Annotated in this window: 24 protein-coding genes; 20 read left to right on the top strand and 4 right to left on the bottom strand. The window is 31.8% G+C overall.

Features of this window, described 5'->3' with window-relative positions; translation table 11 throughout:
- From O3650_RS03545 to rpsI, 5 genes are all read left to right on the top strand, one after another.
- The coding region (locus O3650_RS03545; RefSeq protein WP_371491613.1) for a DUF1542 domain-containing protein at positions 1–1267 on the top strand (1267 nt) is incomplete at its 5' end.
- 728 nt (positions 1268–1995) lie between these two features.
- A complete protein-coding gene (locus O3650_RS03540; protein ID WP_000895303.1) occupies positions 1996–2889 on the top strand; it encodes an ABC transporter ATP-binding protein in 894 nt (297 codons plus the stop codon).
- Entirely contained in the window at positions 2886–4085 is a 1200-nt protein-coding gene (locus O3650_RS03535) for an ABC transporter permease (RefSeq protein ID WP_023945321.1), read from the top strand. The genes O3650_RS03540 and O3650_RS03535 overlap by 4 nt, the downstream gene beginning before the upstream one ends.
- A 215-nt stretch (positions 4086–4300) precedes the next feature.
- Positions 4301–4747 (top strand): 50S ribosomal protein L13, encoded by a 447-nt coding sequence (rplM, locus tag O3650_RS03530; RefSeq protein WP_001044624.1) that lies wholly within the window; start codon positions 4301–4303, stop codon positions 4745–4747.
- Between the two features lie 18 nt (positions 4748–4765).
- The gene (gene rpsI, locus O3650_RS03525) at positions 4766–5158 is read left to right on the top strand and encodes a 30S ribosomal protein S9 (RefSeq protein WP_000075964.1); all 393 of its coding nucleotides are present in this window, start codon (positions 4766–4768) and stop codon (positions 5156–5158) included.
- A gap of 132 nt (positions 5159–5290) precedes the next feature.
- On the opposite strand, the gene O3650_RS03520 is transcribed toward rpsI, so the two are convergent.
- Positions 5291–6445, bottom strand: a complete 1155-nt coding sequence (locus O3650_RS03520) for a site-specific integrase (RefSeq protein WP_261084433.1) — start codon at positions 6443–6445, stop codon at positions 5291–5293.
- 51 nt (positions 6446–6496) lie between these two features.
- Positions 6497–7015 (bottom strand): helix-turn-helix transcriptional regulator, encoded by a 519-nt coding sequence (locus tag O3650_RS03515; protein ID WP_261066375.1) that lies wholly within the window; start codon positions 7013–7015, stop codon positions 6497–6499.
- 147 nt (positions 7016–7162) lie between these two features.
- Between O3650_RS03515 and O3650_RS03510 the strand changes: the two genes are divergently transcribed.
- From O3650_RS03510 to O3650_RS03465, 10 genes are all read left to right on the top strand, one after another.
- Positions 7163–7444 carry a hypothetical protein gene (locus O3650_RS03510; RefSeq protein ID WP_000005472.1) on the top strand — a complete coding sequence of 94 codons (282 nt, stop codon included), beginning with the start codon at positions 7163–7165 and terminating at the stop codon, positions 7442–7444.
- An 8-nt stretch (positions 7445–7452) separates the two neighbouring features.
- Positions 7453–8292: a phage replisome organizer N-terminal domain-containing protein gene (locus tag O3650_RS03505; RefSeq protein WP_371491609.1), complete on the top strand. Its 840-nt coding sequence runs from the start codon at positions 7453–7455 to the stop codon at positions 8290–8292.
- A 359-nt stretch (positions 8293–8651) separates the two neighbouring features.
- Positions 8652–8984 (top strand): hypothetical protein, encoded by a 333-nt coding sequence (locus O3650_RS03500; RefSeq protein ID WP_001220782.1) that lies wholly within the window; start codon positions 8652–8654, stop codon positions 8982–8984.
- Positions 8965–9159: a hypothetical protein gene (locus O3650_RS03495; RefSeq protein ID WP_000469564.1), complete on the top strand. Its 195-nt coding sequence runs from the start codon at positions 8965–8967 to the stop codon at positions 9157–9159. The genes O3650_RS03500 and O3650_RS03495 overlap by 20 nt, the downstream gene beginning before the upstream one ends.
- Positions 9160–9576: 417 nt before the next feature.
- The gene (locus O3650_RS03490) at positions 9577–9966 is read left to right on the top strand and encodes a hypothetical protein (protein ID WP_153210137.1); all 390 of its coding nucleotides are present in this window, start codon (positions 9577–9579) and stop codon (positions 9964–9966) included.
- Positions 9967–11136: a DNA cytosine methyltransferase gene (locus tag O3650_RS03485; RefSeq protein ID WP_153210136.1), complete on the top strand. Its 1170-nt coding sequence runs from the start codon at positions 9967–9969 to the stop codon at positions 11134–11136. It abuts the gene before it with no gap.
- Positions 11129–12379: a hypothetical protein gene (locus tag O3650_RS03480; protein WP_225742250.1), complete on the top strand. Its 1251-nt coding sequence runs from the start codon at positions 11129–11131 to the stop codon at positions 12377–12379. Before O3650_RS03485 ends, O3650_RS03480 begins: the two co-directional genes overlap by 8 nt.
- Positions 12380–12549: 170 nt before the next feature.
- Complete coding sequence (locus O3650_RS03475) at positions 12550–14271, top strand: ATP-dependent endonuclease (protein ID WP_225742249.1); 1722 nt, start codon at positions 12550–12552, stop codon at positions 14269–14271.
- A 68-nt stretch (positions 14272–14339) separates the two neighbouring features.
- Positions 14340–14966 (top strand): hypothetical protein, encoded by a 627-nt coding sequence (locus O3650_RS03470; protein ID WP_238095644.1) that lies wholly within the window; start codon positions 14340–14342, stop codon positions 14964–14966.
- A gap of 129 nt (positions 14967–15095) precedes the next feature.
- On the top strand, positions 15096–16358 hold the full coding sequence (locus tag O3650_RS03465; RefSeq protein ID WP_238095646.1) for a hypothetical protein: 1263 nt from the start codon (positions 15096–15098) through the stop codon (positions 16356–16358).
- A 752-nt stretch (positions 16359–17110) separates the two neighbouring features.
- Here O3650_RS03465 and O3650_RS03460 read toward each other — a convergent pair.
- Positions 17111–18319 (bottom strand): ATP-binding protein, encoded by a 1209-nt coding sequence (locus O3650_RS03460; protein WP_060805654.1) that lies wholly within the window; start codon positions 18317–18319, stop codon positions 17111–17113.
- Between the two features lie 760 nt (positions 18320–19079).
- Here O3650_RS03460 and O3650_RS03455 point away from each other — a divergent pair.
- On the top strand, positions 19080–19244 hold the full coding sequence (locus tag O3650_RS03455; protein ID WP_230955064.1) for a helix-turn-helix transcriptional regulator: 165 nt from the start codon (positions 19080–19082) through the stop codon (positions 19242–19244).
- A gap of 110 nt (positions 19245–19354) precedes the next feature.
- Positions 19355–20854, top strand: coding sequence for an FRG domain-containing protein (locus O3650_RS03450; protein ID WP_060805653.1), 1500 nt, complete (start codon positions 19355–19357; stop codon positions 20852–20854).
- A gap of 42 nt (positions 20855–20896) precedes the next feature.
- On the opposite strand, the gene O3650_RS03445 is transcribed toward O3650_RS03450, so the two are convergent.
- Positions 20897–21196: a hypothetical protein gene (locus O3650_RS03445; protein WP_060805652.1), complete on the bottom strand. Its 300-nt coding sequence runs from the start codon at positions 21194–21196 to the stop codon at positions 20897–20899.
- A gap of 542 nt (positions 21197–21738) precedes the next feature.
- Between O3650_RS03445 and O3650_RS03440 the strand changes: the two genes are divergently transcribed.
- From O3650_RS03440 to O3650_RS03430, 3 genes are all read left to right on the top strand, one after another.
- Entirely contained in the window at positions 21739–23043 is a 1305-nt protein-coding gene (locus O3650_RS03440; RefSeq protein ID WP_060805651.1) for a hypothetical protein, read from the top strand.
- Positions 23044–23332: 289 nt separating this feature from the next.
- Positions 23333–24346: a retron St85 family RNA-directed DNA polymerase gene (locus tag O3650_RS03435; protein ID WP_101776559.1), complete on the top strand. Its 1014-nt coding sequence runs from the start codon at positions 23333–23335 to the stop codon at positions 24344–24346.
- 912 nt (positions 24347–25258) lie between these two features.
- Positions 25259–25435: a hypothetical protein gene (locus tag O3650_RS03430; RefSeq protein WP_000050754.1), complete on the top strand. Its 177-nt coding sequence runs from the start codon at positions 25259–25261 to the stop codon at positions 25433–25435.
- The last annotated feature ends 189 nt before the right edge of the window (positions 25436–25624 follow it).

Here is a 25624-nt window from a genome sequence, read left to right as displayed (position 1 = left end):
GGCTGAAGGAAAAGCAGAAATCGCTAAAGTAACACCAGCACCAGCGGTAGAAGTAGGAAAATCAGCAGCGAAAGCGGAAATCGAAAAAGCAGCAAAAGCCAAAGAAGCAGCGATCGATGCCAACGACAAACTTTCAGATGCAGAAAAAGCAGCGGCAAAAGCACAAGTAGCAGCTGAAGCTAAGAAAGCAATCGAAGCAATAGAAAAAGCTACAACGGAAGCAGAAGTAGAAGCAGCGAAAGAAGCAGGAAAAGCAGAAATCGCTAAAGTAGCACCAGCAACAACAGATTACAAGGCTAAAGCCAAAGCAGAAGTAGAAGCTGAATTAGCTAAGAAATTAGCTGAACTTGAAAATGCAACTGATTTAACAGAAGCAGAAAAAGCAGCGGCAAAAGCACAAGTAGTCAACAAAGCTAAGGAAGCAATTGAAGCGATTCAAAAAGCAGCCACAGAAGCAGATGTAGACCAAGCGATTCGTAACTTTGTTTACCGTATTTCAGCAGTTATTCGTGAGCAAGAAGAATATGATTTATCAAAATTGTTTGTAAATGGTTCTGTAACTGTTAAGCAAGGTGAATCTTTAACGGATAAAGATGTTTTATCAAAACTAAACTTACCAAGCGGTGTAGAAATTGTTAAGGTTGAAAAACCTACAACATCAGCATTAGGTACAGTGATGGCTAAAGTAACAGTTAAATTAGCAGATGGAAGCGTAGAAGAAATTAACGTACCTGTTGAAGTTATTGTTTCACAAAATCATGGAAATGAAGGAAATGGAGCAAATAACGGAGCTAATAACACTGAAGCCAAAGTTAATAAAGCTAAGTTAGAAGGTGCTATCCATCAATTAGATGAATTGATCATTAAAGAATCAGCTAAGCTTGATGCAGAAACTGCAAAAGAAGCGAATGCATTATCAGCAGATGCTAAGAAAGTATTTGCTAATGCAGACGCAAGTCAAGCAGAAGTGGATGCAATGGTTAAACGTATCGAAGACTTCATGGCGAAAGTTGCTCCATCAACGAATCATGCAAATACAGCTAACGATCAATCTGCTCAAACACCAGCTGTAGCTCCAGCTACTACTCAAGCAGCAGCTAATGCTAGCCAAACAGTATCAGCACAAGCAAATGCGCGTAAAGCGGCTAAAGAATTGCCAAATACAGGTACAGTAAATTCTACTGTAGCTATGGTAGCAGCAGCTGCAAGTGCATTACTTGGTCTCGGTCTTGCAGGCCGTCGTCGTAAAGAAGACGAAGAAGCTTAATTGGTAGATTATTTGATAATTATCAGATGATAAGTCCGATTTTCAAAGCTTAAACAAGTACCTCTCACAAGAAAATCTCCTAGCAGGAAAGCCTGCTAGGAGATTTTTGATACAGGTAAATTGAGTAGTGAATCTAAATCCTAAATTTCATGGAATTTCATGAGGTAATGAGAGGTTTAGGCCAACTCAATTTCAAAAAATTTTTAGGTTTAGGGATGACTATTCATATAGAGATAGGTAATTCTTCAAAGATGGTAGTCATATAGAGGACGATAGTTGTTAAGTAATGTTTTAATTGATAATAGTTGCTATTTGATGATGTTTTATGTCAAAGTAAATAAATAGGATTTTTATTTTTGACAAATGATAACATATGATGTAATGATTTTTAGGGAAAAGCTATTTGGAATAAAGGAGTTGCTCACATAACAATTCAGGATCAAAAATAGACAGTTGAGGAGCGGAAGTGATAAATCGAGTTTGCTACTGTATAATGGATTTATCACTAATACTCTTCGAAAATCAAATTCAAACCACGTCAGCTTCGCCTTGCCGTACTCAAGTACAGCCTACGGCTAGCTTCCTAGTTTGCTCTTTGATTTTCATTGAGTATAAAAGTGCTCCAGGCCATATTTTACACAGCAATAGTCTTATAAAAAAGGACAGAAACCATTGTAAAGGCTATCAAAAAGGAGTATAATGAGTGCAAGACATTTCGGAGGTGAAAGATGCTAGAAGTAAGAAGTCTAGAGAAAAGTTTTGGATCCAAGCAAGTTTTGTTTGGTATTGACTTTCAAGCGCGACCAGGTCGTATTTTGGGATTAGTCGGGAAAAACGGTGCTGGGAAAACAACGATTTTCCACAGTATTTTGAAGTTTTTAGAATACCAAGGAGAAATCAGTCTAGATGGTCAGGATATTCGTCAGGAGACCTACGCTCGGATTGGCTATCTTCCTGAAGAACGCAGTCTCATGCCTAAATTGACAGTTCTTGAACAAGTTCGCTACTTGGCGACTCTAAAAGGCATGGATGCCAAGGAGGTCAAGGAAAAACTCCCTCAATGGATGAAGAGGTTGGAAGTGAAAGGGAAGCTGACAGATAAAATCAAGAGTCTGTCAAAAGGAAATCAGCAGAAGATTCAGCTCATCATTACTCTGATTCATGAACCAGACTTGATTATCTTGGATGAGCCTTTCAGTGGCTTGGACCCAGTTAATACTGAATTGCTCAAGCAAGTCATTTTTCAGGAAAAAGAGCGTGGAGCAACCATTATCTTTTCTGATCATGTCATGACCAACGTCGAGGAGCTTTGTGACGATATTCTCATGATCCGAGATGGCCGTGTGGTCTTGCATGGACCAGTTCAGGATGTCCGCAATCAATACGGGAAAACGCGTCTCTTTGTTTCAAGTGAGCGAAGTAAGGAAGAATTGGAAAACCTTCCTCATGTCAAGCAGGTGAGCTTGACCAAACAAGGCAGTTGGAAATTGATCTTGGAGGACGAGAGTGCCGGAAGAGAACTCTTCCCAATCTTGACTCAGGGGCAATATATCGCAACCTTTGACCAGCAAGCGCCAACAATCGATGAAATCTTTAAACTAGAATCAGGGGTGGAAGTATGAGAAATATGTGGGTTGTAATCAAGGAAACCTATCTTCGACATGTCAAATCGTGGAGTTTCTTCTTTATGGTGATTTCGCCGTTCCTCTTTTTAGGAATCTCTGTAGGAATTGCCTATCTCCAAGGCTCCTCAATGGCTAAAAATGATAAAGTGGCAGTAGTGACAACAGTGCCGTCTGTAGCAGAAGGACTGAAGAATGTAAATGGTGTTAACTTTGACTATAAAGACGAAGCAAGTGCAAAAGAAGCGATTAAAGATGAAAAATTAAAAGGCTATTTGACTATTGATCAAGAAGATAGTGTTCTAAAGGCAGTTTATCATGGCGAAACATCGCTTGAAAATGGAATTAAATTTGCAGTTACAGGTACACTCAATGAATTGCAAAATCAACTTAATCGTTCAACGGCCTCCTTGTCTCAAGAGCAGGAAAAACGCTTAGCGCAGACAATTCAATTCACAGAAAAGATTGATGAAGCCAAGGAAAATAAAAAGTTTATTCAAACAATGGCAGCAGGCGCCTTAGGATTCTTTCTTTATATGATCCTGATTACCTATGCGGGTGTAACAGCTCAGGAAGTTGCTAGTGAAAAAGGCACCAAAATTATGGAAGTCGTCTTTTCTAGCATAAGGGCTAGTCACTATTTCTATGCGCGTATGATGGCTCTGTTTCTGGTGATTTTAACGCATATCGGGATTTATGTTGTAGGTGGTCTGGCAGCCATTTTGCTCTTTAAAGATTTGCCATTCTTGGCTCAGTCTGGTGTTTTGGATCACTTGGGAGATGCTTTCTCACTGAATACATTGTTCTTTATTTTGGTCAGTCTCTTTATGTATGTAGTCTTGGCAGCCTTTCTAGGATCTATGGTTTCTCGTCCTGAGGACTCAGGGAAAGCCCTGTCGCCTTTGATGATTTTGATTATGGGTGGTTTTTTTGGAGTGACAGCTCTAGGTGCAGCTGGTGACAATCTCATCTTGAAGATTGGTTCTTATATTCCCTTTATTTCGACCTTCTTTATGCCATTTAGAACCATTAATGGCTATGCAGGGGGAGTAGAAGCATGGATTTCACTTGCGATTACGATTGCTTTTGCAGTAACAGCAACAGGATTTATCGGACGCATGTATGCCAGCCTAGTCCTTCAAACGGATGATTTAGGGATTTGGAAAACCTTTAGACGTGCCTTATCTTATAAATAGAAGAGCCTCGCGAAAGCGAGGTTTTTTAGAGACAAAAAGAGTGGAATTTAGAAAAATATTTTTCATATCTATTGACTTTTAGGGGTGAAATTTGGTATTATAGTAGGCGGTATTGTTTACCCCATTTGAAAGGCCCCGGAACCTTCCAAATACTTTTCGATGGGAAGGAACACCCATCACCGTAAACAAAAATCGAACTATATATAGGAGAAATCATGAACAAAACAACATTTATGGCTAAACCAGGCCAAGTTGAACGTAAATGGTACGTAGTTGACGCAACTGATGTACCACTTGGACGTCTTTCTGCAGTAGTTGCTAGCGTACTTCGCGGAAAAAACAAACCAACATTTACACCACACACTGATACAGGTGACTTTGTGATTGTTATCAATGCTGAAAAAGTTAAATTAACTGGTAAAAAAGCAACTGATAAAATCTACTACACTCACTCAAACCACCCAGGTGGATTGAAACAAATCTCTGCAGGTGAACTTCGTTCTAAAAATGCAGTACGTTTGATCGAGAAATCAGTTAAAGGTATGCTTCCACACAATACTCTTGGACGCGCTCAAGGTATGAAGTTGAAAGTATTTGTTGGAGCTGAGCACACTCACGCTGCACAACAACCAGAAGTTCTTGATATTTCAGGACTTATCTAAGGAAAGGAACAATAAAGTATGTCACAAGCACAATATGCAGGTACTGGACGTCGTAAAAACGCTGTTGCACGCGTTCGCCTTGTTCCAGGAACTGGTAAAATCACTGTTAACAAAAAAGATGTTGAAGAGTACATCCCACACGCTGACCTTCGTCTTGTAATCAACCAACCATTCGCAGTTACTTCAACTGCAGGTTCATACGACGTTTTCGTTAACGTTGTAGGTGGTGGATACGCTGGTCAATCAGGAGCTATCCGTCATGGTATCGCTCGTGCCCTTCTTCAAGTAGACCCAGACTTCCGCGATTCATTGAAACGCGCAGGACTTCTTACACGTGACTCACGTAAAGTTGAACGTAAGAAACCAGGTCTTAAGAAAGCTCGTAAAGCATCACAATTCTCAAAACGTTAATCAATACGATTATATCAACGTTTCAAAGCACTTTGCAAAGATTTTGCAAAGTGCTTTTTTGTCGATTTTTGAGCTAGAATAGCTTTGTGATAACCTTCTGATAACCTCTTCAAAATTTTAAAAATCATAATTCTATTTTGCTTTATTGAGATAATCTGCAAATTTGTCAATAGAGTTTTTCTCACCAGTTTTCGTGGTGTGAGTATAGACATCTAATGTCATCTGACTGCTTGCATGACCGAGACGTTTTGATGTATTAGAAGGATCGATTCCAATTTCAGACATAAGTGTTGCATGTGTATGTCTAAACCCATGTGGGCTAATTGGTTTTAATTTATGCTTTTTAATAATTCGATTCAGTACGTTATTAATGTAATCAGCATGCAAAGGTTCAATTTTGTCATTACTTGATATGTAAGAGAACATATATTCGTTACTAATATTCAGCTTTGTAAGAGGAAACTGAGATTGTTCTTTCAGATAGAAATTTTTCCATTGCTTAATAATATCGATTGTCTCATCATCAAGATAGATTGTACGAACTGAAGATTCATTCTTTGTGCTCTTTTCAATCGCTTTACCATCAATTCTTCCTAGACTTTTATCTATGTTCAATAGATTGCTGTCAAAGCTAATATCAGCCCATTTTAAAGCGTATAACTCCCCTTTTCGTAGTCCACTAAATGCAAGAAGTCTAAATAGAGCAAAATGTTTAAATGGCTCAGTTTCTTTCACTATATCAAGGAAATGATGCAATTCCTCCAGTGACCAAAAATTATCTGATCTTGTCTTTTTGATTTTAGGTATGATAACATTCTTCATTGGGTTTCGATCAATGTAGTTCATGTTGATTGCAAAATCAAAAATTTTTGAGGTATAGGATTTTATCTGTTTGATATTTTTGAAAGTCTGAGATTTTTGTGTAATAAAATTTTGACAGTCTAAAGGACTAATTTGATCAATAAATTTATAGCCAAATACTGGTAGAATATGTATTCGATAGATATTCTTTGTTTGAGAAGAAGTTGTTTCTTCAACGGTACCAACATAGGCCTTAAACCATTCTTGATAAAGTTCTTTATAAGTGATTTTGGGGTTAGGTTTGTCGGTATTTACTGTGGGGGCAACGACACCAGCTTCTAAACGAGCTTCGTACAATTTTGCCTCTTTTTTGGTTTTGAATCCTCTCTTTAAGTGCCTTTTTTTCTTTCCATAAGCATCTAAGCCAATGTAAAAGCTGACATAGTAAAGGATTCCTTTTTTTGTTTTGTATTTATGTATAGACATTTTTTCTCCGTATCTAAGTTTTCGGAGCTTATGTAATTGAGAAATGACTGTCTATCTATTTTTTCTATCTTCTTGGCGGATAGCGTATTCGTCTGTTTTAATCCAGCTCTGCCAAACTTTAGAATCTTTATTTTGGTGATTCATATAGTCTATAAACTCAGACATAAAACGTTTGTTTTTATCAGCTAGGTATTCTGAGAATATATGACGAAATTCATCTGAAAAACTATCATCAAGTGGTAGTGTTAATGCCCTTTCGCCAAATTCGATACTTTTCTTTAACTTCTCCATATCGCTTTTAAAAGGTGTCACAGAACCAATTTTAGATGTTTTGAAACTATCTGTAACAATTTTAAGATTTGATGGAGCGTGTGGGTTGCTATCAAGTCCCATAATGTAAGCGACGGAAACATTAAAGTATTTTGCTAATTTTTCCGCATTATCTTTTTTAGGTTTGCGGATCCCCTGATTGTATCCAGAAAGTGTAGGATAGGCTATATCTGTAGCTTCGCTAATTTCTGTCAACTTTTTTCCGCTATCTTCTATTAGTTTAGTAATATGATTGGTCATAAGAACCTCCTTTTTATCATTATAACACATTTTATTCTTTTTGAATAAAAAAGCTTGACAAAAATTCAAAAAGGATATATAATTCAAAATGAATAACAAATTAAATGGTTTCGGAGCTTATTTAATTTAGAAATGAGGTGTTAATTTATGTCGGAAACTACTTTAGTTGTCCAGCTTCCTAAAGAATTAGAGAAGCAATTACGTGCTCACTATGATGAGATGATTTCAAATGCTGTGGCAAGAGTATTTGAAGATAAAGAACTTTATAAACCTATGGTTCGTATGTCAGGTCTATCTAGGTGGTTAGACGTATCTACGACTACAATTCAAAAATGGACGAAAGAAGGAATGCCAACCATGGTGATTGATGGAGTGACTTTATACGATAAAAGAGCAGTAACAAGATGGTTGAAGCAATATGAAAGATAGGTACTCGCATGAATGGTGTTCAGTGGATCAAGATAACAACAGATATATTTGATGATGAAAAAATTCAATTAATAGAATCAATGCCAGAAGGAGATACCCTTATTGTAATATGGTTCAAAATTCTGGTACTTGCAGGAAAGCAAAATAATAGTGGTATATTAAGTCTAGGGAACAAGGTTTATTACACAGAAGAGATGCTTTCAACAGTGTTTAGACGAAAGGCTACATCTGTAAAATTAGCTCTCAGCATGTTTGAAGAATTTGGCATGATAGAAATCATAGATGGCGCTATTACCATTCCAAAATGGGAGAAACATCAGAATATAGATGGACTAGAAAAGATTAGAAAACAAACTAGGCAACGTGTTGCTCGTCATAGACAAAAACAAAAAGCACTAATTACAGGCGAGCCACAACTCGTTTTAGACTGTAACGTTACAGTAACGGATGAAAATGATAATGTAACGCAAGAGATTAAGAACAAGAGTAAGAATAAGAAAGAGATTGAGAATATACTGGATAATAGTTCTAGAAAGCCTGAAACTTATATTCCACCCAAATATTATTCTTTGTTAGAATCCATTTCTTATAAGTACAATGATAGATTTTTGTATCCTAACAATTACACTTTAACACATGCTCAGAAGATGAAGATAGGCGAGTATTTGGCTAGTGGGTATGTAACTAGTGATGAAGTCATTAGCATGATTGAACGGATTCCTGAGGATGCGACGTCTCCTTTGGCGTATTTATTTAAGTCTATGGAGAATTTAAAGCAGGAACGTATGCTGGAGTGCAAAGCTATTGCCCATGAAAATGCCCGAAAGAAGTATATGATAAATGAGTAGATATAGGACTGTTCTAAAGAAATGTTACATCACTGAGGAGCAAAATGAAATAGTGAATAACTTGATTGAAATGACAAATCATCTAAGTTTTTCCTCTTATGCCAGAAAAATGTTATTTAAGAGCTCGCCTATTTATCTTCAATTTGATTTTGAATCTTATCATGACTTTATATTTCAAGTTAGAAGAATTATCAATAACTTACGTCAGTTAGAAAGAATAGCAGAACAAAGTGAGGATTTGGATAATGTAAGGATATTTCACTACTGCGTTGAGCTGATGATAGAATATGAAAAGAAGACAAGTAAACAAGTGAAAGAACTTGTAAAACGACTAAATAAGAAAACGAGGTGATAGGACCATGAGAATAAAATCTGTGTTGAAACAGGTGTTTTTGACGGAAGAAGAAAATAAAAAATTAAATGATTGTATGAGGAAGGAAAATATTCGTAATTTTTCTGAGTTTGCTAGACAAAAATTAATACGAACAGATTTGAACATCCAAAAAGTCTCTTTTGAAGGTTTAGTTCCTTTAACAGAAGAGTTGGAACAAGTCGGAAAGAATATCAATTCTATAGCCCGTCTTGCAACTGTAGTTGGGAGAATAAGCTATGAAAACAAAATGGATATGTCTATTTTGATGCAAAAAATAGTTGATGTGATGGAGGAAAAAGATGTTTATTTTCAAAAGTAATATGGATAAGGATTTTGATCAGATATGCGAATACATATTGAAATTAAAGCGAGCAGAATTATTTCTTCATGGGATTAAACAACAAGATAAAACGAAGGCTCGTTTGTATCATGCGATGCTGGAATACTACGATGCTAACCATAAAAAAGAAAGACATATGAGAATTTTAAAATAAGGAAACGCTGTTAAAATTTTTGCAGCGTTTTTTATATATCTTCTTAAAATATTTGTACACACAAATGACAGTCAAATTGATTTTTGGGATTATTTTATCGAGAAGGAAAGATTTATCATAATATGACTTTGCGAGCTCAGAGTCTGTATACACACACTCCCAAAACCATCCCAAAATTTGTATACACAAAGTGTATGTACTTTTTGGGATGATTTGAATTTTGGGGAATCCCCAAACCCATTTTTTAAGAGTTGGAGAGTTATATAAGTCTTATTTATAGTTTAATTTACAATGAGAATATGCACAAAGATTTTTTGTTACAAGTAACAACGTATAGACATTGTTTATTAATCGTAATTTATTGAGAATAGTGATAGAATGATACTGTACTAAATTATTTTAAGAATAGGTAATTGTATGAAAGAAGAGTTTGTAACGAAAAAAATTATTCAAGATCTTGTTAGCAACGGATTTGAAATTAAAGCATTTGATTATCCTCAGTCAGGAACTGGTGTGTTATTGTCACCTGAACATAGGAATTTTCCAAAATTAAACTTAGATATAATTGCGCTGCGGGATAAAGATTTATGGATTTTTGAAAATAAGGATAGATACTATCCAAAAGATTTTGAAAAATTAGATTTTTTGAAGAAGAATTTGAATGAGTATGAAAAATCTTTTAAAATTAAATTGGATTTGAATTTGAACGTCCTAGAATTAAAGACATTTATTGGAATACCAAAAGAAGAAAAGATAAAAATTAAAGATAACTATAAAAAATTAGTAGATGATGTATGGGGGGTATAAATGATTTCCAAAGAAAAAGTTAAAAGTTTTACTGAAAAGAGTAGTTATTACTGGGATAAAGATCCTAAATTAAATAAAAAAAGTAATAGAGAAGCACAAGAGAAATATACTTTAGTTGATATTTGTTGTGGTGCAGGAGGCTTATCAAAAGGGTTGACTGATACAGGGATGATTACACCTATTTTAGGTGTTGATATTTTTACTGAAGCTTTAAAAACATACGAGTTAAATAATCCCTATACCTCCACTATCTTAGGAGATGTAAGAAAAATTACGAATGAGTTATACGGTGAAGCAATAGATAATCTTAACGTTGATATAGTTGCTGCAGGAGTTCCTTGCCAAGGATTTTCGTTAGCTAATTTAAAAAGGAATGTAGAGGATGAGAGAAATTTCCTATTTCTAGAAGTTATCAGATTTATAAATTTGTATAATCCCAAAGTTGTAATAATTGAGAATGTATCAGGAATGAGATCGTTAGGAAATGGAGAATTTGAAATTGCTATAGCTGAAGCACTAGCTTCTTCGGGTAATTTAGGATACAAGGTAAAAAGAGAATTACTTAATGCAGCTGATTATGGTGTTCCACAAATTAGAAAAAGATTAATTTTTGTTGGAATAAGGAATGATATAGAGAATGAATTTCAATTTCCAGAACCTTTGTTTGGAACATTAGAAAATCCTCATAGAACTATTCGTGATGCCATAAGTGACTTGCCTAAATTAGGGAATGATGAGGAGATTACATGTTATGAGAAACCAGCTCAAAATAAATATCAAAGACAAATGAGAGCTAATGTGGCTAATAATTCTCTGAAAAATCATAAGTCCCCTAAACATCCTGAGAGTACAATTGATAGAATAAAGAGAACAATACCTGGTAAACCTATGTATGAAAAGTATAAACAAAGAATTAGATTGTCTTGGGATATCCAAAGTCCAACACAATTAGCCGGTGGAATTAGACCACAGTTTCAATTTGGTCACCCCGATCAAAATAGGGGGTTATCGGTAAGAGAAAGAGCCAGAATTCAAAGCTTCCCAGATGACTTTGTTTTTGTGGGAGGAGTTGTTCAAGGAAGAGTTCAAACTGGTAATGCTGTACCACCATTGTTAGCTTATAATATTGCTAAGGGAATAATAAAAATTTTAGGAGAAAAAAATGGATAAATTTGTTTTATGGGGGAGTACAGACGGTTTTTCTAAATTTATATATAATAATACTTTACTTAGACATGAGAATGTATCTTTTAAGGATTTACCAGAAAGTGATGCGAGCAAACCAAAATCTTTTCATAAGCTACCAACACATATAAAAAATATTCAATATCTTGATTCTCCAGATTTAATTATTGATTTGAACGGGGAACCGATTTTATCGATAGAAATATCTAGGGAAGCTGGTACAGGACATAATGTTTTTCAACGATTTGCAAGGCTTGCTGCAGCAGTTGAGAATAGAGTGCCTACCATTTATATATACCCAGAGGCTACATTAGTTTATAGAAAGAAGCATTCATCTTCAAATTGGGATGAAATTAATCCTCTAATATTCTTTGCGTTAGAAAAATTATCTAATATTTTTCCAGAGGCACCAGCTTTGTTATATTACTATCCTAGTTATTATAGTACTAATCCGACTTCACCCGATATAAATAATGCTAATAAAGGATTAAGAACAAATTCAGATGTTCCTGTTATTGATAATGAGATGGATGAAATGTTTCAATGTGTAAATGAGATTATTCAATTTTTTCAAAATAAGAAGAAGGGAACTTTAATTTCTCAAAATCATGTAAGTAATAGAAAACTATTCATGCAAAAGGAGTATCATAATAAAATACATACTAGGAAATCTTTAAGAACTCCTTTATCTCCGATATCATCTACTATAACGGTTCCATCTAGTGCTGTAATTGACTATATATCCAGAGTTAAAGAAGGAGTTCCAATACAGTCAGAAGGGATGTACTTTGATAATACTATTTGGTCCGAACGGACAGAAACAATAATATATAAAGTTAATGCTCAATTTAGAGGGGATCCTTACCCGGGATGTTTAGCAGCATTAGATTATATGCTAACAAGGACAGGAAAAACATATGAAGATAGAAAAGCAAATCTTGTTTTAGCTTGGGGCGAAGTTATATATAATGAAGTTACTCAGAGACTAGATATTCTTCCTTCAAAAGGACAAACAATTAAAACTCTATTTGAAAAGGTGAAGAACAATGATTTAAAGCAAGATATTTTGACAAAGCAGTACGATGAAATTCCGTTTGAACAATTACCAAGGTATTTTATGCAGCTTAGATTTGGCTCTACGTATAGTAAACCTAAGGAAATTAGAGTTTATAGTTATTTTTCTGATGCGTTGCTATTTCCTGATGGGGCATTATGGAGAGAGGGCTAGATAGTATTTTTATGATAAAGGATACAGTTAATAGTAAGAAACTATTAAAATTATATAGTTGAGTTTATAGTATTAGTTTACTGACTAATGTTTAGAAAGTGGTTATATTTAAAGTTTACACAATAATCAATGTATTTTAGTTTTAAATTTAATTATAGAACGAGGTATTAATGAATCGTATTAAATCATTAAAAATAAAAAATTTTAAGCACATTGGAAATTCTTATGTTGGCTTTGATAGAATAAAAAATTTAAATATATTGGTAGGACAAAATAATATAGGTAAATCAACGTTGTTACAGTCAATAGAAATATTGATGTCAGGAGATGCTATATTTGAAGGAATCACAGAAGAGACTAGAATTAATTTTGGATTTTCCCTAGATGAAGATAGTATAAGAAGTCATTTCCATGAAAATTCTTATGGGGGGGCAATAGATGGTAACCATTGGAAATTTGGAAAGAATTACATTGGGAAATCTATATCATATGAGTTCCAACCTCGCAGGATGCTAGGTAAAGAACAAATAGCATTATTTTCTATTTCAGATATAATGCCAGAGGAATTAAATAGAAATAAGAGGATAGAAAAATTCATAGATTTAGCAGATAGATTTTTGTCTTATAATTTTAGAAGATTAAAAGTAGTTAAATTATCTGCTGACAGAAATTTATTGCCTGAAATACAAAGTAGAAATATAGATGTTTTGGAAGATGGGACGGGAGCAACCAATTTACTGAGACAATATTTGAATGTTCTTAATTTACCAAATGATGTTGTTGAAAATGATATCTTAAATGCTTTAAATCGCATTATGAAGCCCGAGAATCATTTTAAGAGAATTATGTGCCAAGAAATTGGAACTAATGACTATGATGATCCTAAATGGGAAATTTTATTGGTGAATGAAAATGGTAAAATTCCAATTTCTAGTTCTGGTAGTGGTTTAAAGACGGTTTTGTTGGTTTTGATAAAACTATTTTTAGAGACTAGGGGAATTTCAGGTTACAATCTTGAACAATCGGTAAGTGACTTTATATTTATTTTTGAAGAGTTAGAGAACAATTTACACCCAGCAATTCAGAGGAATTTATTTGATTTTCTTTATCAATGGTCAATAGAGAATGATACTTTAATATTTTTAACTACTCATTCTACTGTACCGATAAATATGTTTAGTGGGAAGGCTAATGTAACTCTTACTCATATAAAAAAAGAGAATCAGACTGTAGTGACTAATTCTGCACTTTCATTTATCGAAAATAGTGATATTTTAGTGAATTTAGGTGTTAGAGCAAGTGATATATTACAATCTAATGCTGTTATCTGGGTAGAAGGTCCATCTGATAGATCCTATATAAATCGATGGATTGAATTATACTCAAATGGAGTTCTAAGAGAGAATATACATTATCAAATTTTATTCTATGGGGGAAGACTACTTTCTCATTTAACTGGAAAAGTTAATGATTCGTCTGAATTAATTCAGTTATTTAGGGCTAATGTCAATGCAATTATTGTAATAGATAGTGATAAAACAGATTCAAAAAAACAAATAAATAGGACTAAACAAAGAATAAAACGTGAGTTTGATAACAATCAGGCTATAGTTTGGATAACAAAAGGTAAAGAAATTGAAAACTATTTGTCTAGAAAGATATTCAAAAAGAAATATAAGATAGATAAGCAAATAGGACAATATGAAAAAATTGATGAATTCTTGAATAATAACAGTAAAAATAAAAAGCAAGGTAATTATTATGTTAGAAATAAGGTATCTGAGTCAATTGAAATTGCTAAGTTAATAGAAAAAGAAGATTTACTAGTTCTAGATTTGGAAAAACAAATTTATAATGTAATTAATAAAATAAAGTTATGGAATGGTTTATAGAAGATAGAGAGTGAATAATAAATTTTTTAATAAAATTAAAAATGGAAATAAAGTCAATACTACAAGATATGATTGAAATAAAGGAAATGAATGAATTTTTTGAAAAAAAACAAAATAAATTAGAATTTAATTATAGTCATGAAGGAGAATATTATAAATTTAAAAATAGAGTTTCTGAATTTAAAAATAAAACAGTACCATTCTTTTTAGACGATCCAATAGTTTGGAAACTCTACCTCAGTAAGAATCCTTCCGAAGATTACTTTGATAAGGCACTTGATAATTATGAATTACAAAAGGGTAAAAAAGTAGAGGGTAAAGATAGGGGACATTTTATTCCAAAATGTTTTAAAGAATATTTAGTTCCTTTAGAAGAAAATACTCAAAATCAAGAAAAATTGAAAAAAATAGAGAATTTTTTTAGCAAAGGTAACAAAAGAAATATAACCCCTCAAGATCCAAAAGCAAACCGAAATTCCAAAGCTTTTGTTGGGCAGTTACATTTTGAACAGATAGTTAAAAATTTTTTAGATGATAAGGGAAATTCTGATAGAGAAGTTTATTATGAAATTGAAGAGTATAGAAAAGAATCACTAATTTTAGGGCGTAGAATTTATATTAACTTAAAAAATAAAAGCGATTCAAATGAAAAGATAATTCATGCGTTTATTCCTGAGGAACGGAGAAAAGGTTAGAGAGTATTTAAAATATAATATATCAAAATATTAGAGTTCTCTCTTATATTTAACTACTTATTAAATAGCAGTTTTATCTTACAAAATATTTTTCGTTCTACATATATATCTTAAAAAGGAGATAATATTTTGAGAAATATAACAGACAGACAGGATGATTTTAAGTTCAACACTTGGGGAGTTGGCCTATTTATTACTTTTATATTTTTTTTTCCTATTATAGTTAAAACGGTTAGATACTTCGTTTATTACGGGGCTACAATCCCTCCAGAACCTTTGAAGTTAGTATTCAATGTTTTGGTTGAAAATTTTGCTTTTTATGCGACTGCATTAACTATTTCTTTCACGGTATATGTATTTGTTAGTAATGAAAGAAATAGATACAATGATGAACGAAATGAACGTGAAAAAGAACGTAAAAGAAATGAAAAAGAAAAAGAGAAAGAATTAGAACAATACAAAGATCATTATAGACCTAGTTTTGTGGTTAACGATACTAAAGGTATAATTTTGATAATGCGAGAAGATAATTTATATATAGAGAATATAAAGTATTATGATTCTAGTGATATTACGAAAAATTATATTAGTATTGTATCTTTAAAGTCAGGAGAAGTTGTTTCTAAAAATATACCAGATTCATTTTATATTACTGCTACAACAATAATTGGTGAGGAAATTCTTTTTGGGTATCTAAATGGAGGCATAAAGATTTATAAATACCTAAAATCGAACGGAAATGCATTATTTCCTGGCATTGGAAATTATAGTTATATATCAGCATCTAAAGAATGGGGAGACTACAACAATATTAGTTCGCAGATTGATTCGATGTTATCTGAAATTTTCTTTTTTAATACATATGAAATTAGAGAAAAGATTTTTTTGAATTCAAATAAAGTTAAATTCATTGTAGACTCAATGAATTTCAATAAGCTTTTACATAATTTGTTCATGTTTTTTGAATCTGAAATTGAAGTAAATTCAGTAGAACTTTCTAGTGTCTATTCAATATTGCTATCTGTGTTAAATACTTTAAAATATAACACAGATTGTTTTGATGAAATTAAAAAATCTGATTTTGATATAAACTATATATTAGCTAAAGAGTCTTATATAATCAACAGTCTACCAACAGCAATTGCTTATTTTAATTTATTAGATGATATTAATGATTTTTTTATGATAGATTTTATTGATTATATACAAAGAAATCTACTTCTATTAAGAACTGGAAAACAGATTGACGAATCTACTGAAAAATTTGTTTTAAGAGCTATTATAGGTGTTCTAATTGAGATTTTTGATAAAACAAGTATACCTAGTTTAGGAAATATTCCTTTCATTGTTTTAAAAGCTAGTATCTTTAATAATATTCACTTAAAAAAATAGTGTAGATATTGCTTTAGGGGTATCAATAATTTTTTGTAAATACCAACTTGAAATTTAGTTTAATAACTAAAAAAGCAGTCGATTTCTCAACTACATAAGCTCCGAAAACTAAAAAGTGATAACCCTTTGATAACCTTTTGATTTTTAAAAGGGTTATATATGTAAATATTGAGGATTTATCTCTCAAAATTACTTAACTTTAGTGATAATTTACCATAAATATCATGATGTAGAAAAAACCAGGTCTTAAGAAAGCTCGTAAAGCATCACAATTCTCAAAACGTTAATCAATACGATTATATCAACGTTTCAAAGCACTCAAAGGTTTGCCCTATGGGTGCTTTTTTTATGTTTTTTGAAAAAGTTCACCTCAAAGTTTACCTTATTTTCACCTTATTGTTTTATAGAGAAAATAAGCTAGTACAAACCCTATTTCAGTAGAAAATGAAGGAAATATTTCCATAATAAAACGCATAATATCAAGTTTCTTCAACACTTGATACTATGCGTGTTTAGGATTTTAAGGCCTGATTACTCAGTCTTTTTTTCTTTATAGTTCCGTTTAATTCCTAGCTTCATTAATTCTATAGAGGTTCATCATCTTGAGTAATAATATTGTTTTCAGAAGTTATAGATTCCATTTTATACTTCAAGTGTCAGTGTTCTAAATTCCTTATATCTTGTTAGGATTTGGGTAAAATCATTGATAACAGACTGTTACAAATCTAGTTAGCTGTATGATTTATGATTATCTACTGTTCTAGTAACCAATCTATGATATTTTTCTTCTCAATACCATTGTAATTGGCTGTTGGCTGAATCGTATCCATTGTTAATAGATATTTTGGGAATTGATCTTTAATGGCTTCTAGCGGTCTAAGTTCTCTTTCTAGTGTTTCTGGAGCAAGTGTTGTTTCACTGACTTGATAATAAGCGTAGTGACCAAGATCAGTTACAACAACAAAATCAACCTCATATTTATCTAAATTACCAACATATACTTGTGAATATCTACGTCTCAATTCCAAATACACAATATTTTCCAAGATATGCCCAATATCTTCTTTGTGGTCTGGTAATAAAAGATGTCGTAAACCTAAATCAACGGGATAATATTTTTCTAAGCGTTGTAATAATGCTCTACCTTTTACATCAAAACGTGGAACGGAATAAAAAAGTAAACTATCTGTCAAAGTTGTCAAATAATTTTCCAAAGTATTATGGGAGATTGAAACATTTTGGCTGACCAGAGTATTGCGAATCTTATTTGTTGATATTAAGCTACCTGTACTACTGAGAAGGGTTCGGACAATGCGCTCAATAATAGTAGGATTTGGATTTCCCAATCTAGTGACAATATCATTTAACAGTATTGAGTTATATATTCCTCTTAGATAGTCAATTTTTTCAGCGTAAGATGATGTTTGCAATAAGTAAGGGAAGGCACTAAAGAGATAATTGTTAAAAATTTCTGTTGTATTCAGATTCTTTGAGAGAGCTTGACCTGATAGGTATTCTTCAAATGACAAAGGAAGAACCTCTATCTCAACATACCGACCAGTCAAGTTTGTAGCTAATTGGCTACTCATAAAGTAGGCGTTGGATCCAGTCAAATAGAGGTCAACATTTGGTAGAATGAATAGACTATCTGCTACCAGTTCAAATTTTTCAACATGTTGAATTTCATCTAAAAAGATATAGTATGTTTTCTCCTCAACTAACCGCTCTTTTATATAAGCAAATAATGTTTGAAAATGTCGCAGTTCATAGTAACTCAAATCTTCAAAATTTATGGATATAATCTGATCCTCGTCTACCCCAGTTGCTAGTAACTCCTCTTTATAGAGTTGAAAGAGAACAGATTTACCAGCTCGTCTAACTCCACTCACAACTTTAATGATTTGGCGGTCACGATGTCTTCTTAAAAAGTCTAAATAATGTGGTCTTTTAATATAGTTCATAATAGTTACCTCAAAGATAGTATAATACAAATAGACATTATTTTCAAATATTTAGAAATAATATTTTATTTGTTTGTTTTTTTTCAATTTTTTAAAAATAACATCTAGGGATATTTAAATATCTTCAGGATAGAAAATGAAATTGCACTGGCACGAAGAAACTGTACATTTGTTGCTAAACTGTACATCATCTTTATGATACAGTAGTTCATATTTCTCAATTACATAAGCTCCGAAAACTAAAAAAGTGATAACCCTTTGATAACCTCTCGATTTTTAAAAGGGTTATATATGTAAAGATTGAGGATTTATCTCTTAAAATTACTTGATTTTAGTGATAATTTACCATAAATATCATGATGTAGAAATAACCAGGTCTTAAGAAAGCTCGTAAAGCATCACAATTCTCAAAACGTTAATCGATACGATTATATCAACGTTTACAGACATTCAAGAATTTTCTCTTGGATGTCTTTTTTATGTGACTATTAGTCCGTCTCGCTCTGTTAGGTGCGAGACAAATAAAGAGGGTTTTAAATCTTCACTTCAACCATCAGGCCATTAAACAGACTTGACGTTTCTTTCCAAAACGTTTACAATAAAGGTACGAAGTTTAGTGTAATTTTGGCAATTAATCCTCTGGTTGTCAGACGCACTTTTTATTTAATTTTCAATGATCAGATAATAACTTTAAAAGTCTGATATTTTTTTGTAAACAAGTATTTTGTAAACGAATTTAAAAATATTTTAAGGAAAAAAGATGAATCTTGCGGAACAACTGAAATCATTACGATTAAGTGCTGGTTTAACTCAAACTGAATTAGCGAAGAAATTAAATATTAGTCAACAAAGCTATGTTCGATGGGAGAATGGGAAAGTAACACCATCACTTGAAAAATTGAATGACATTGCACATTTTTTTTGAAGTAAGTATTGACTATCTTTCAGGTGAACAAAACACAGTCGAGCAAGGAATGGAGGATTATAAATCATAATATTCGTCTAATTTATTTGAGAGAAAAGGGGAGTGTTGCCATGAAAAGATTTGAAAATATTAATTCATTGGTAAGAAAATTAAAGAAGGATGAAAAAAAATCAAATAAGAAATATTATTATCGTGGACAAATTCATGATTGGCCAATTAAATCATCAGCTTCGCGAGTGAGTTATGATGAAATGGAAATGGAGAAAACAGATTTTTTCGTAGAATGTTTTTTACAGAATCCAGCTTTAGATTTTAAAAATGATATGGAAAGTATTCAAAAGTGCTATGCAATTGCTCAACATTATGGCTACAAAACAGACTTGATTGATTTTACAACTAGTCCTGAAGTTGCTGCTTATTTTGCAACTGATGGAGCTAATCAGCATTCAGATTTTGATTTTGGTTATATATGGAGGATATCAGAAGAAGAAATTAATACGATTAAATTATTGATTGAACAATTAGTTTTATTGTTATATATGACTGATTTAGATGATGTTCAGAAAAAGAGTTTAAGTTTGCTAAAGTCAATGGATTATAATCCATTCTTTTCAATTACTATTCCAAGATTATCGAGAATGAATAATCAGAAGGGTGTTTTTCTTTGGGATTTATTTGGAATTGTTGTTGAGGGATATTTTAAGGATAGAAAGCCAGATTTTGAATTTAGACACAAATTTGATGTTTATTCAAGTAATACGTTAAGTTCAGAATTAATTTATCCAAAACCCAATGCTTTGGAATTGGAGATTGAAAGATTTAAATCGGTTGAAGCTATGAAAGAATTTCATGAAAGTGAATTAATGAACTGGCTTAAAAATTCAAATAATACATCTGTTCTAAGAATTGAAAATAAAAACTCCGAGATTGCACGGTATATTCAAGATAATGATTGGCCAGATGAATTTGGAGTATTAAAGGATGATTTTGAAAGCTCGATCAGTCAAATACAGACGATACCAATAGAAAATCTATTTGATTTTAAATCTAATATTATTGATATTATCAATTTTAATAGGAGAAATATATCTACGGGTAATCGAAAACATATACATATTGAAGATAAAGATATCTCAAGTGTAATTAATGAGGTAATAGATACTCTCATTTACTATAACTATAATGATGAAGAAATTTATTTAGTTATTGATAAAATCAACGAACATTATAAAGAATTCAAAGAGAAAAAGGGAGAAAACCTTGACAGAAAGGCTGTCTTTGCCTGCGAGGATAAGATTTATATTGGAATGAGAGATAAGTTAGGAGTTCAGTCATATGCATATATTCCATTATCAATCATTACTAATAAGAAGGAACAGTTATTAAAATTATTAAATAAGGAAGTTCCTGATTCTGTTAAAAGATTATTTGAAGAAAATAAAGAATGGGAATTTTTTTTAGATTTGCATAGGCACCCTAGAAAATTATTTGACTTTAATGAAATTAAACAGATCTTTCTAAATTATATATTACCTTATCAATTTTTTGTTCGAGATAGAAAATATCGAATTTATGATCCTACGTTTTTAGATATATTCGGGCCAGAATAAATGTTAGAGTCTGGGACAATAGTTTCTTATATCCCAGACTCTTTAATATAATTCATTCTTAGTTGGTTCAAGAACATCGGTATAGAAATTTTCAACTTGCTCAATCAAATAAAGCTTAGCTGAATCTGGAGTTTTTATTAGTAGTTCATTTAATGAACTAAGTGATTTTAAGTCGGTCGAAGTTAAGTTAAATTTTTTTGATTTGCAGAGTGTCATTATTTCATTTACAAAGCAATGTATTTCGTCTATCTGTTGATTATTAAAAATATTTTTTTGAATCAAGATTTCTAAATTTTTAACAAAGTCATAAAGATTTTCATAAATTTCTTCTAAATTTTCCATGATTATTTCTTTCTAACTATATATTTGTTACTTTTATTCTATCAAACATTATTATTTATTAGTCTGAATACTGATTTGATGCTCAGATTTCTTTTAAAACACTTCCTCCCTATCCAAATTCGGATAGGGTTTCTCTTCGTTAAAAACTCTCTTTAGTATATCGACGCTTTCCTTACTTGTTCAAAAGTTTTAAATTGCTACTTTGGAGATCAGATGACAAAAAACGCATTTCATAAGGTTACTAAATGATGGTTTAGTTAAAAACTTATTTATAACTGTATTTTCAATGCTTCTGTATATGCATCGATATTTTTAATAGTAGTTATGTTTCAAACATGGAATATATACCATTCAATTAAGGGGATCAAATAGATAGGGAGGCTAGTTAGAAATATTGGAGAGTACGATAATATTTTTATAGGAGTTTTAAAATAATGAACCGAGTTTGCGCATGAAATATGATAAAATAGAATTGTTGATGTATTAGTTAATTTATAAAAAAATAGAATATATTACGCTAAAATCCGAATGGAGGTTTTCCATTGAGTAATAGTGAAGAATTCAATCTACTAGTTCAAAAATTCTATAGTAGGAATCATATTGAGGACCATGAAGAAAAATACATAAAAGGTTTTAGACGTCGGTTAGGTCGTTTTTTATCCCAGTTAGATGATGGTTCGGAAGTAAAACAAATTATTTTGGATTGTATCAAAGATAATTATAAATATTATTCCAAAGCTGAAATATTGACTGTATTAAAGAAGTTTCATGAAAGTTTAGTAGAGCAACTGTCATGCAGCGGAATTAATTTTAGTGAATGTCATTTTTCTAGTATTTTGAATAAAGAAACATATAAACATAATAGTTCTAATGCTATACTTAATCTATACATAGATATAAATGAACTGCCTAATCATGCTTATTATGAATTCACTGATATTTTAAATCTAGAGTATGGAAGGGCTAAGTTTTTGGAAAAAAATGATGGGAAATTTAGCCATTATGACGATAGATTTTATAGATTGGAATCTGAAAGGCTGAAAGTTGAATGGAAGAGGAGATTAAGTAATAAGAAATATTTGATTTTAATTGACGATTATACAGGTTCCGGTAAAACGATTATTGACTTTATAAGATTGATAAAGAAGTATATAGGTGATGATATTAGACTCATTATTTATTGTATCCATGCTACAAAAGTATCTAAGAATACTATTAAGGAGTTCTTAAGTTCAGAAGATTTAAATGGGCAGGTAGCGTCATATGAGGAATCAGATAAGTACTTTGCTAATTCTTATGAAGAACAGAGTATTATCGAAGCATTTGGAAATTTTTGCAATCCTTTAGGTTATGAGGATACTGAATCGGTATTAACGACTTACAGAAATACCCCTAATAATACATTAGAGTTGTTTTGGAATGATAATCTTATAGATAATGGCTGGCGTTCCTTATTCCCAAGAGATAAAAAGAATGGGGGAAGTTATAAATTTATGAGTAATTGGGTTAAGGAGCGCAATAAACTACAGTGGTTTATGACTTATAATAAAATACCGGAAGAGATTAGGCAAAAAGCTGTTGTACTACTGTATGTTAAAAATAATAAAAAACAAAGATCAAATATTGTGGAAATTGAACTTTCGCAAATTATTTGTTATACTGATAGTGTAATGCAGGAATGTCAAGATGAGAATTTGATTGAACTTATTGATAACAGCTACACACTTTCTGAACAAGGATTGGATTTTTTAAAACAATTTAAACTCCATAAAGTTGATTTCCAAAAAATCAAAAAAGATTTTATGGGGATTGGAGAGCAGAAAGAACCTCCTTTTTTATCTCTATAAGTTAGAGTGTCTGATAAGCGAGTCGCTTAATCTAAGAAAAAAAGTTCTTAAAGGTCGGTCGTTAATTAATAAATTAATTAACGAGTGAAATTTTCGATTGAAAATTATCACTAGGACAGTATCGCTTTGCGGGGTCCGCAGCTATTACTGTCCTACAGGAAAATTTTAATTAAACTGCACCCAAAAAACATTTGTTTTTAGTTATGAAAAATGAGTTTCTTTAGTGTTTTTTGGTACAGTTTAATTAAGGTTATGTTAGTTGTAGTAACTTTGTGGGAAGAGGGGAAGTATGAGTCAATTAGAGGAATTAAAAAAGCTTGACATTCCTGTTTTTTGTAATCTAGAAGAATTAAGGGAAAACATTGGTACTAATAAAAAGTTTTTTTATAAAGTATTATACTCACATAATAAATTGTATAAAGAAATCACCATCCCTAAGAGAAATGGAGGGAATAGAGTCTTAAATGTTCCCAATATTGCTTTAAAGAGTATGCAGAGATGGATTTTAGATAATATTTTGTATAAAGTACAGTCAGATCCCAGTGCTACTGGTTTCATGCCTATGAAATCTATCGTTTTAAATGCTTCTATTCATCTAAAGAAAAAATACATCCTTAAAATGGATATCAAAGATTTTTTTCCGAGTATTGATTTTCGGAAGGTAAGAAGTCTATTTTTTGAACTGGGATACAATAAGGATGTTGCAACTGCTTTAGCAAATATTTGTGTATTTCGAGGGCAGTTGCCCCAAGGAGCTCCGACCAGTCCCTATTTGGCTAATTTAGTTTGTCGAGAACTAGATAAAAGGATAGATAATCTTTGTAGAAAATATAGACTATCTTACACGAGATATGCTGATGATATAACTATCTCTGGGAATAGTAAAATATTCTGGATAAAAGGTATTGTAGAAGAAATAATTCGTAGTTATCAATTTTCTTTAAATAATGAGAAGACGATTTTTCTAAAGCCTGGTGATAGGAAGAGAGTGACTGGGATTATAGTAAATGAAAAATTGTCTGTACCGAGGTCAGTCACTAGAAATTTAAGAAAAGAGATTTACTTTATCAAGAAATTTGGTTTGGAAGAACATTTAGATAAAAACAGTTTTACTGGAAGTAAGGAGCAATATATAGCACATCTATATGGGGTGGCAAGCTATATAAAAATGGTTGAACTTACTAAAGGGATATTTTTTATAAATCAGTTAAATTCAATTTTTAGTGGGAATGAGCAATTAGAAACCGGAAAGAACTTACATATAGAATTTGCTTCAATTGACTGGACAATCTTTGGTGAATGAAAAACTAAAAAATGGAAGATGGAAATATATTACATCGGGTATCATTTTTGATAAAATAGGAGAACAGTAGGATGAATCAGTTGTTCTTATTTTTCCATTGAAATCTATTCCAAAAGGATATGACCAGGTATTGTGTGGAAAAGAAAATTGAGAATCATTTAATCGATAAAGGTGTTCTGATATTAAACTACTATTTACATCGTTTCGTAGGAAGATAAATTACCTTATTTAATTAAACTTATTCAAATTTTTCAAATTATCAAAGTATAGAAAGTATGTTTAGAATTATTATAGTACGATTTTGATAGTTACTGAAATATCTATCTGTCAAACCAGGTCTTAAGAAAGCTCGTAAAGCATCACAATTTAGTAAACGTTAATTCGAGAGAATTACTATACTTACAAAGAGCACCTTTCGGGGTGTTCTTTTTGTACTTTCTTACTAAATTGGTGCAATTGACACAGTTGTTGCGACTTTAGTCGCTTACAAATGTGGCTGCAATCTGACAAGGTCAGTTGCTCAAAACGTTAATCAATACGATTATATCAACGTTTCAAAACACTCGAAAGTTTACTTTATTGTTGGTTTTTATACTCTTAAGAAATCAAAAGCAACATAAGTCGTCAGCTCTTTATTGTAAAAACATTAATTAGCATTCTAGTATTATCTTCAGTCTAAAATCAGTATTTCGAGTTTGCTCTTTGATTTTTGCTTAGTCTTACTTCGTTTTTTCCTGAAGTTAAGTTTTTACTCAGTATCATTAGTTAAAAAGGGAAAATAATGCGTTTTATATTTGGATTTGAGGTTTATAAAATAGGATGAATGCGCTGAAAAATTAGAAATTACAGACAAAATAAAATATTTAAAAGCTACAGAGAAACATGGTATAATGTAACTAAAAGAGGTAGCATATGTCCTTAGATATAGATAAAGAAAAGATGACAATCATGGGAGTAGCTTTTGAAAACCGATCCGTTTTTAAGAGTGTTTGGTATGCTTTAAGTACAAATATGATTGAAGGATGGCGACCTACGGTTAGTGATGTTGAAAAATTACGAGATGAAGCTCTTGCTCTGGGGATGGCTTAATGAAGCGTAAATGTTAGGATTCTTAGGACTATATTGATCCGAATAATTTATATACCTATCCAGATTCTTCAGTTCTAAGAAATAAGCAGGAAGAACGAGATGAGCAAAAAGCACGCGATCTTGAATATCGTATGGTTGCTAGTAAGAGTTTGAAATTATTTATTAATCCTATCTTAGAAAGGTTGAAAA

Source organism: Streptococcus sp. 20925_1_24, assembly GCF_041432335.1.
Lineage (GTDB): Bacteria > Bacillota > Bacilli > Lactobacillales > Streptococcaceae > Streptococcus > Streptococcus mitis_BM.
The sequence above is the reverse complement of the archived record's forward strand: the minus strand, read 5'-3'. Positions and strand labels throughout refer to the sequence as shown.

What these genes read in the sequence shown, in the direction of transcription:
- O3650_RS03500 (WP_001220782.1), top strand. Translation starts at nt 8,652, where the DNA reads ATGAGAATAAAATCTGTGTTGAAACAGGTGTTTTTGACGGAAGAAGAA.
- O3650_RS03480 (WP_225742250.1), top strand. Translation starts at nt 11,129, where the DNA reads ATGGATAAATTTGTTTTATGGGGGAGTACAGACGGTTTTTCTAAATTT.
- O3650_RS03430 (WP_000050754.1), top strand. Translation starts at nt 25,259, where the DNA reads ATGTCCTTAGATATAGATAAAGAAAAGATGACAATCATGGGAGTAGCT.
- O3650_RS03535 (WP_023945321.1), top strand. Translation starts at nt 2,886, where the DNA reads ATGAGAAATATGTGGGTTGTAATCAAGGAAACCTATCTTCGACATGTC.
- O3650_RS03495 (WP_000469564.1), top strand. Translation starts at nt 8,965, where the DNA reads ATGTTTATTTTCAAAAGTAATATGGATAAGGATTTTGATCAGATATGC.
- rpsI (WP_000075964.1), top strand. Translation starts at nt 4,766, where the DNA reads ATGTCACAAGCACAATATGCAGGTACTGGACGTCGTAAAAACGCTGTT.
- O3650_RS03485 (WP_153210136.1), top strand. Translation starts at nt 9,967, where the DNA reads ATGATTTCCAAAGAAAAAGTTAAAAGTTTTACTGAAAAGAGTAGTTAT.
- O3650_RS03490 (WP_153210137.1), top strand. Translation starts at nt 9,577, where the DNA reads ATGAAAGAAGAGTTTGTAACGAAAAAAATTATTCAAGATCTTGTTAGC.
- O3650_RS03470 (WP_238095644.1), top strand. Translation starts at nt 14,340, where the DNA reads ATGATTGAAATAAAGGAAATGAATGAATTTTTTGAAAAAAAACAAAAT.
- O3650_RS03505 (WP_371491609.1), top strand. Translation starts at nt 7,453, where the DNA reads ATGAATGGTGTTCAGTGGATCAAGATAACAACAGATATATTTGATGAT.
- O3650_RS03450 (WP_060805653.1), top strand. Translation starts at nt 19,355, where the DNA reads ATGAAAAGATTTGAAAATATTAATTCATTGGTAAGAAAATTAAAGAAG.
- O3650_RS03515 (WP_261066375.1), bottom strand. Translation starts at nt 7,015, where the DNA reads ATGACCAATCATATTACTAAACTAATAGAAGATAGCGGAAAAAAGTTG.
- O3650_RS03540 (WP_000895303.1), top strand. Translation starts at nt 1,996, where the DNA reads ATGCTAGAAGTAAGAAGTCTAGAGAAAAGTTTTGGATCCAAGCAAGTT.
- O3650_RS03475 (WP_225742249.1), top strand. Translation starts at nt 12,550, where the DNA reads ATGAATCGTATTAAATCATTAAAAATAAAAAATTTTAAGCACATTGGA.
- O3650_RS03460 (WP_060805654.1), bottom strand. Translation starts at nt 18,319, where the DNA reads ATGAACTATATTAAAAGACCACATTATTTAGACTTTTTAAGAAGACAT.
- O3650_RS03445 (WP_060805652.1), bottom strand. Translation starts at nt 21,196, where the DNA reads ATGGAAAATTTAGAAGAAATTTATGAAAATCTTTATGACTTTGTTAAA.
- O3650_RS03455 (WP_230955064.1), top strand. Translation starts at nt 19,080, where the DNA reads ATGAATCTTGCGGAACAACTGAAATCATTACGATTAAGTGCTGGTTTA.
- rplM (WP_001044624.1), top strand. Translation starts at nt 4,301, where the DNA reads ATGAACAAAACAACATTTATGGCTAAACCAGGCCAAGTTGAACGTAAA.
- O3650_RS03435 (WP_101776559.1), top strand. Translation starts at nt 23,333, where the DNA reads ATGAGTCAATTAGAGGAATTAAAAAAGCTTGACATTCCTGTTTTTTGT.
- O3650_RS03520 (WP_261084433.1), bottom strand. Translation starts at nt 6,445, where the DNA reads ATGTCTATACATAAATACAAAACAAAAAAAGGAATCCTTTACTATGTC.
- O3650_RS03510 (WP_000005472.1), top strand. Translation starts at nt 7,163, where the DNA reads ATGTCGGAAACTACTTTAGTTGTCCAGCTTCCTAAAGAATTAGAGAAG.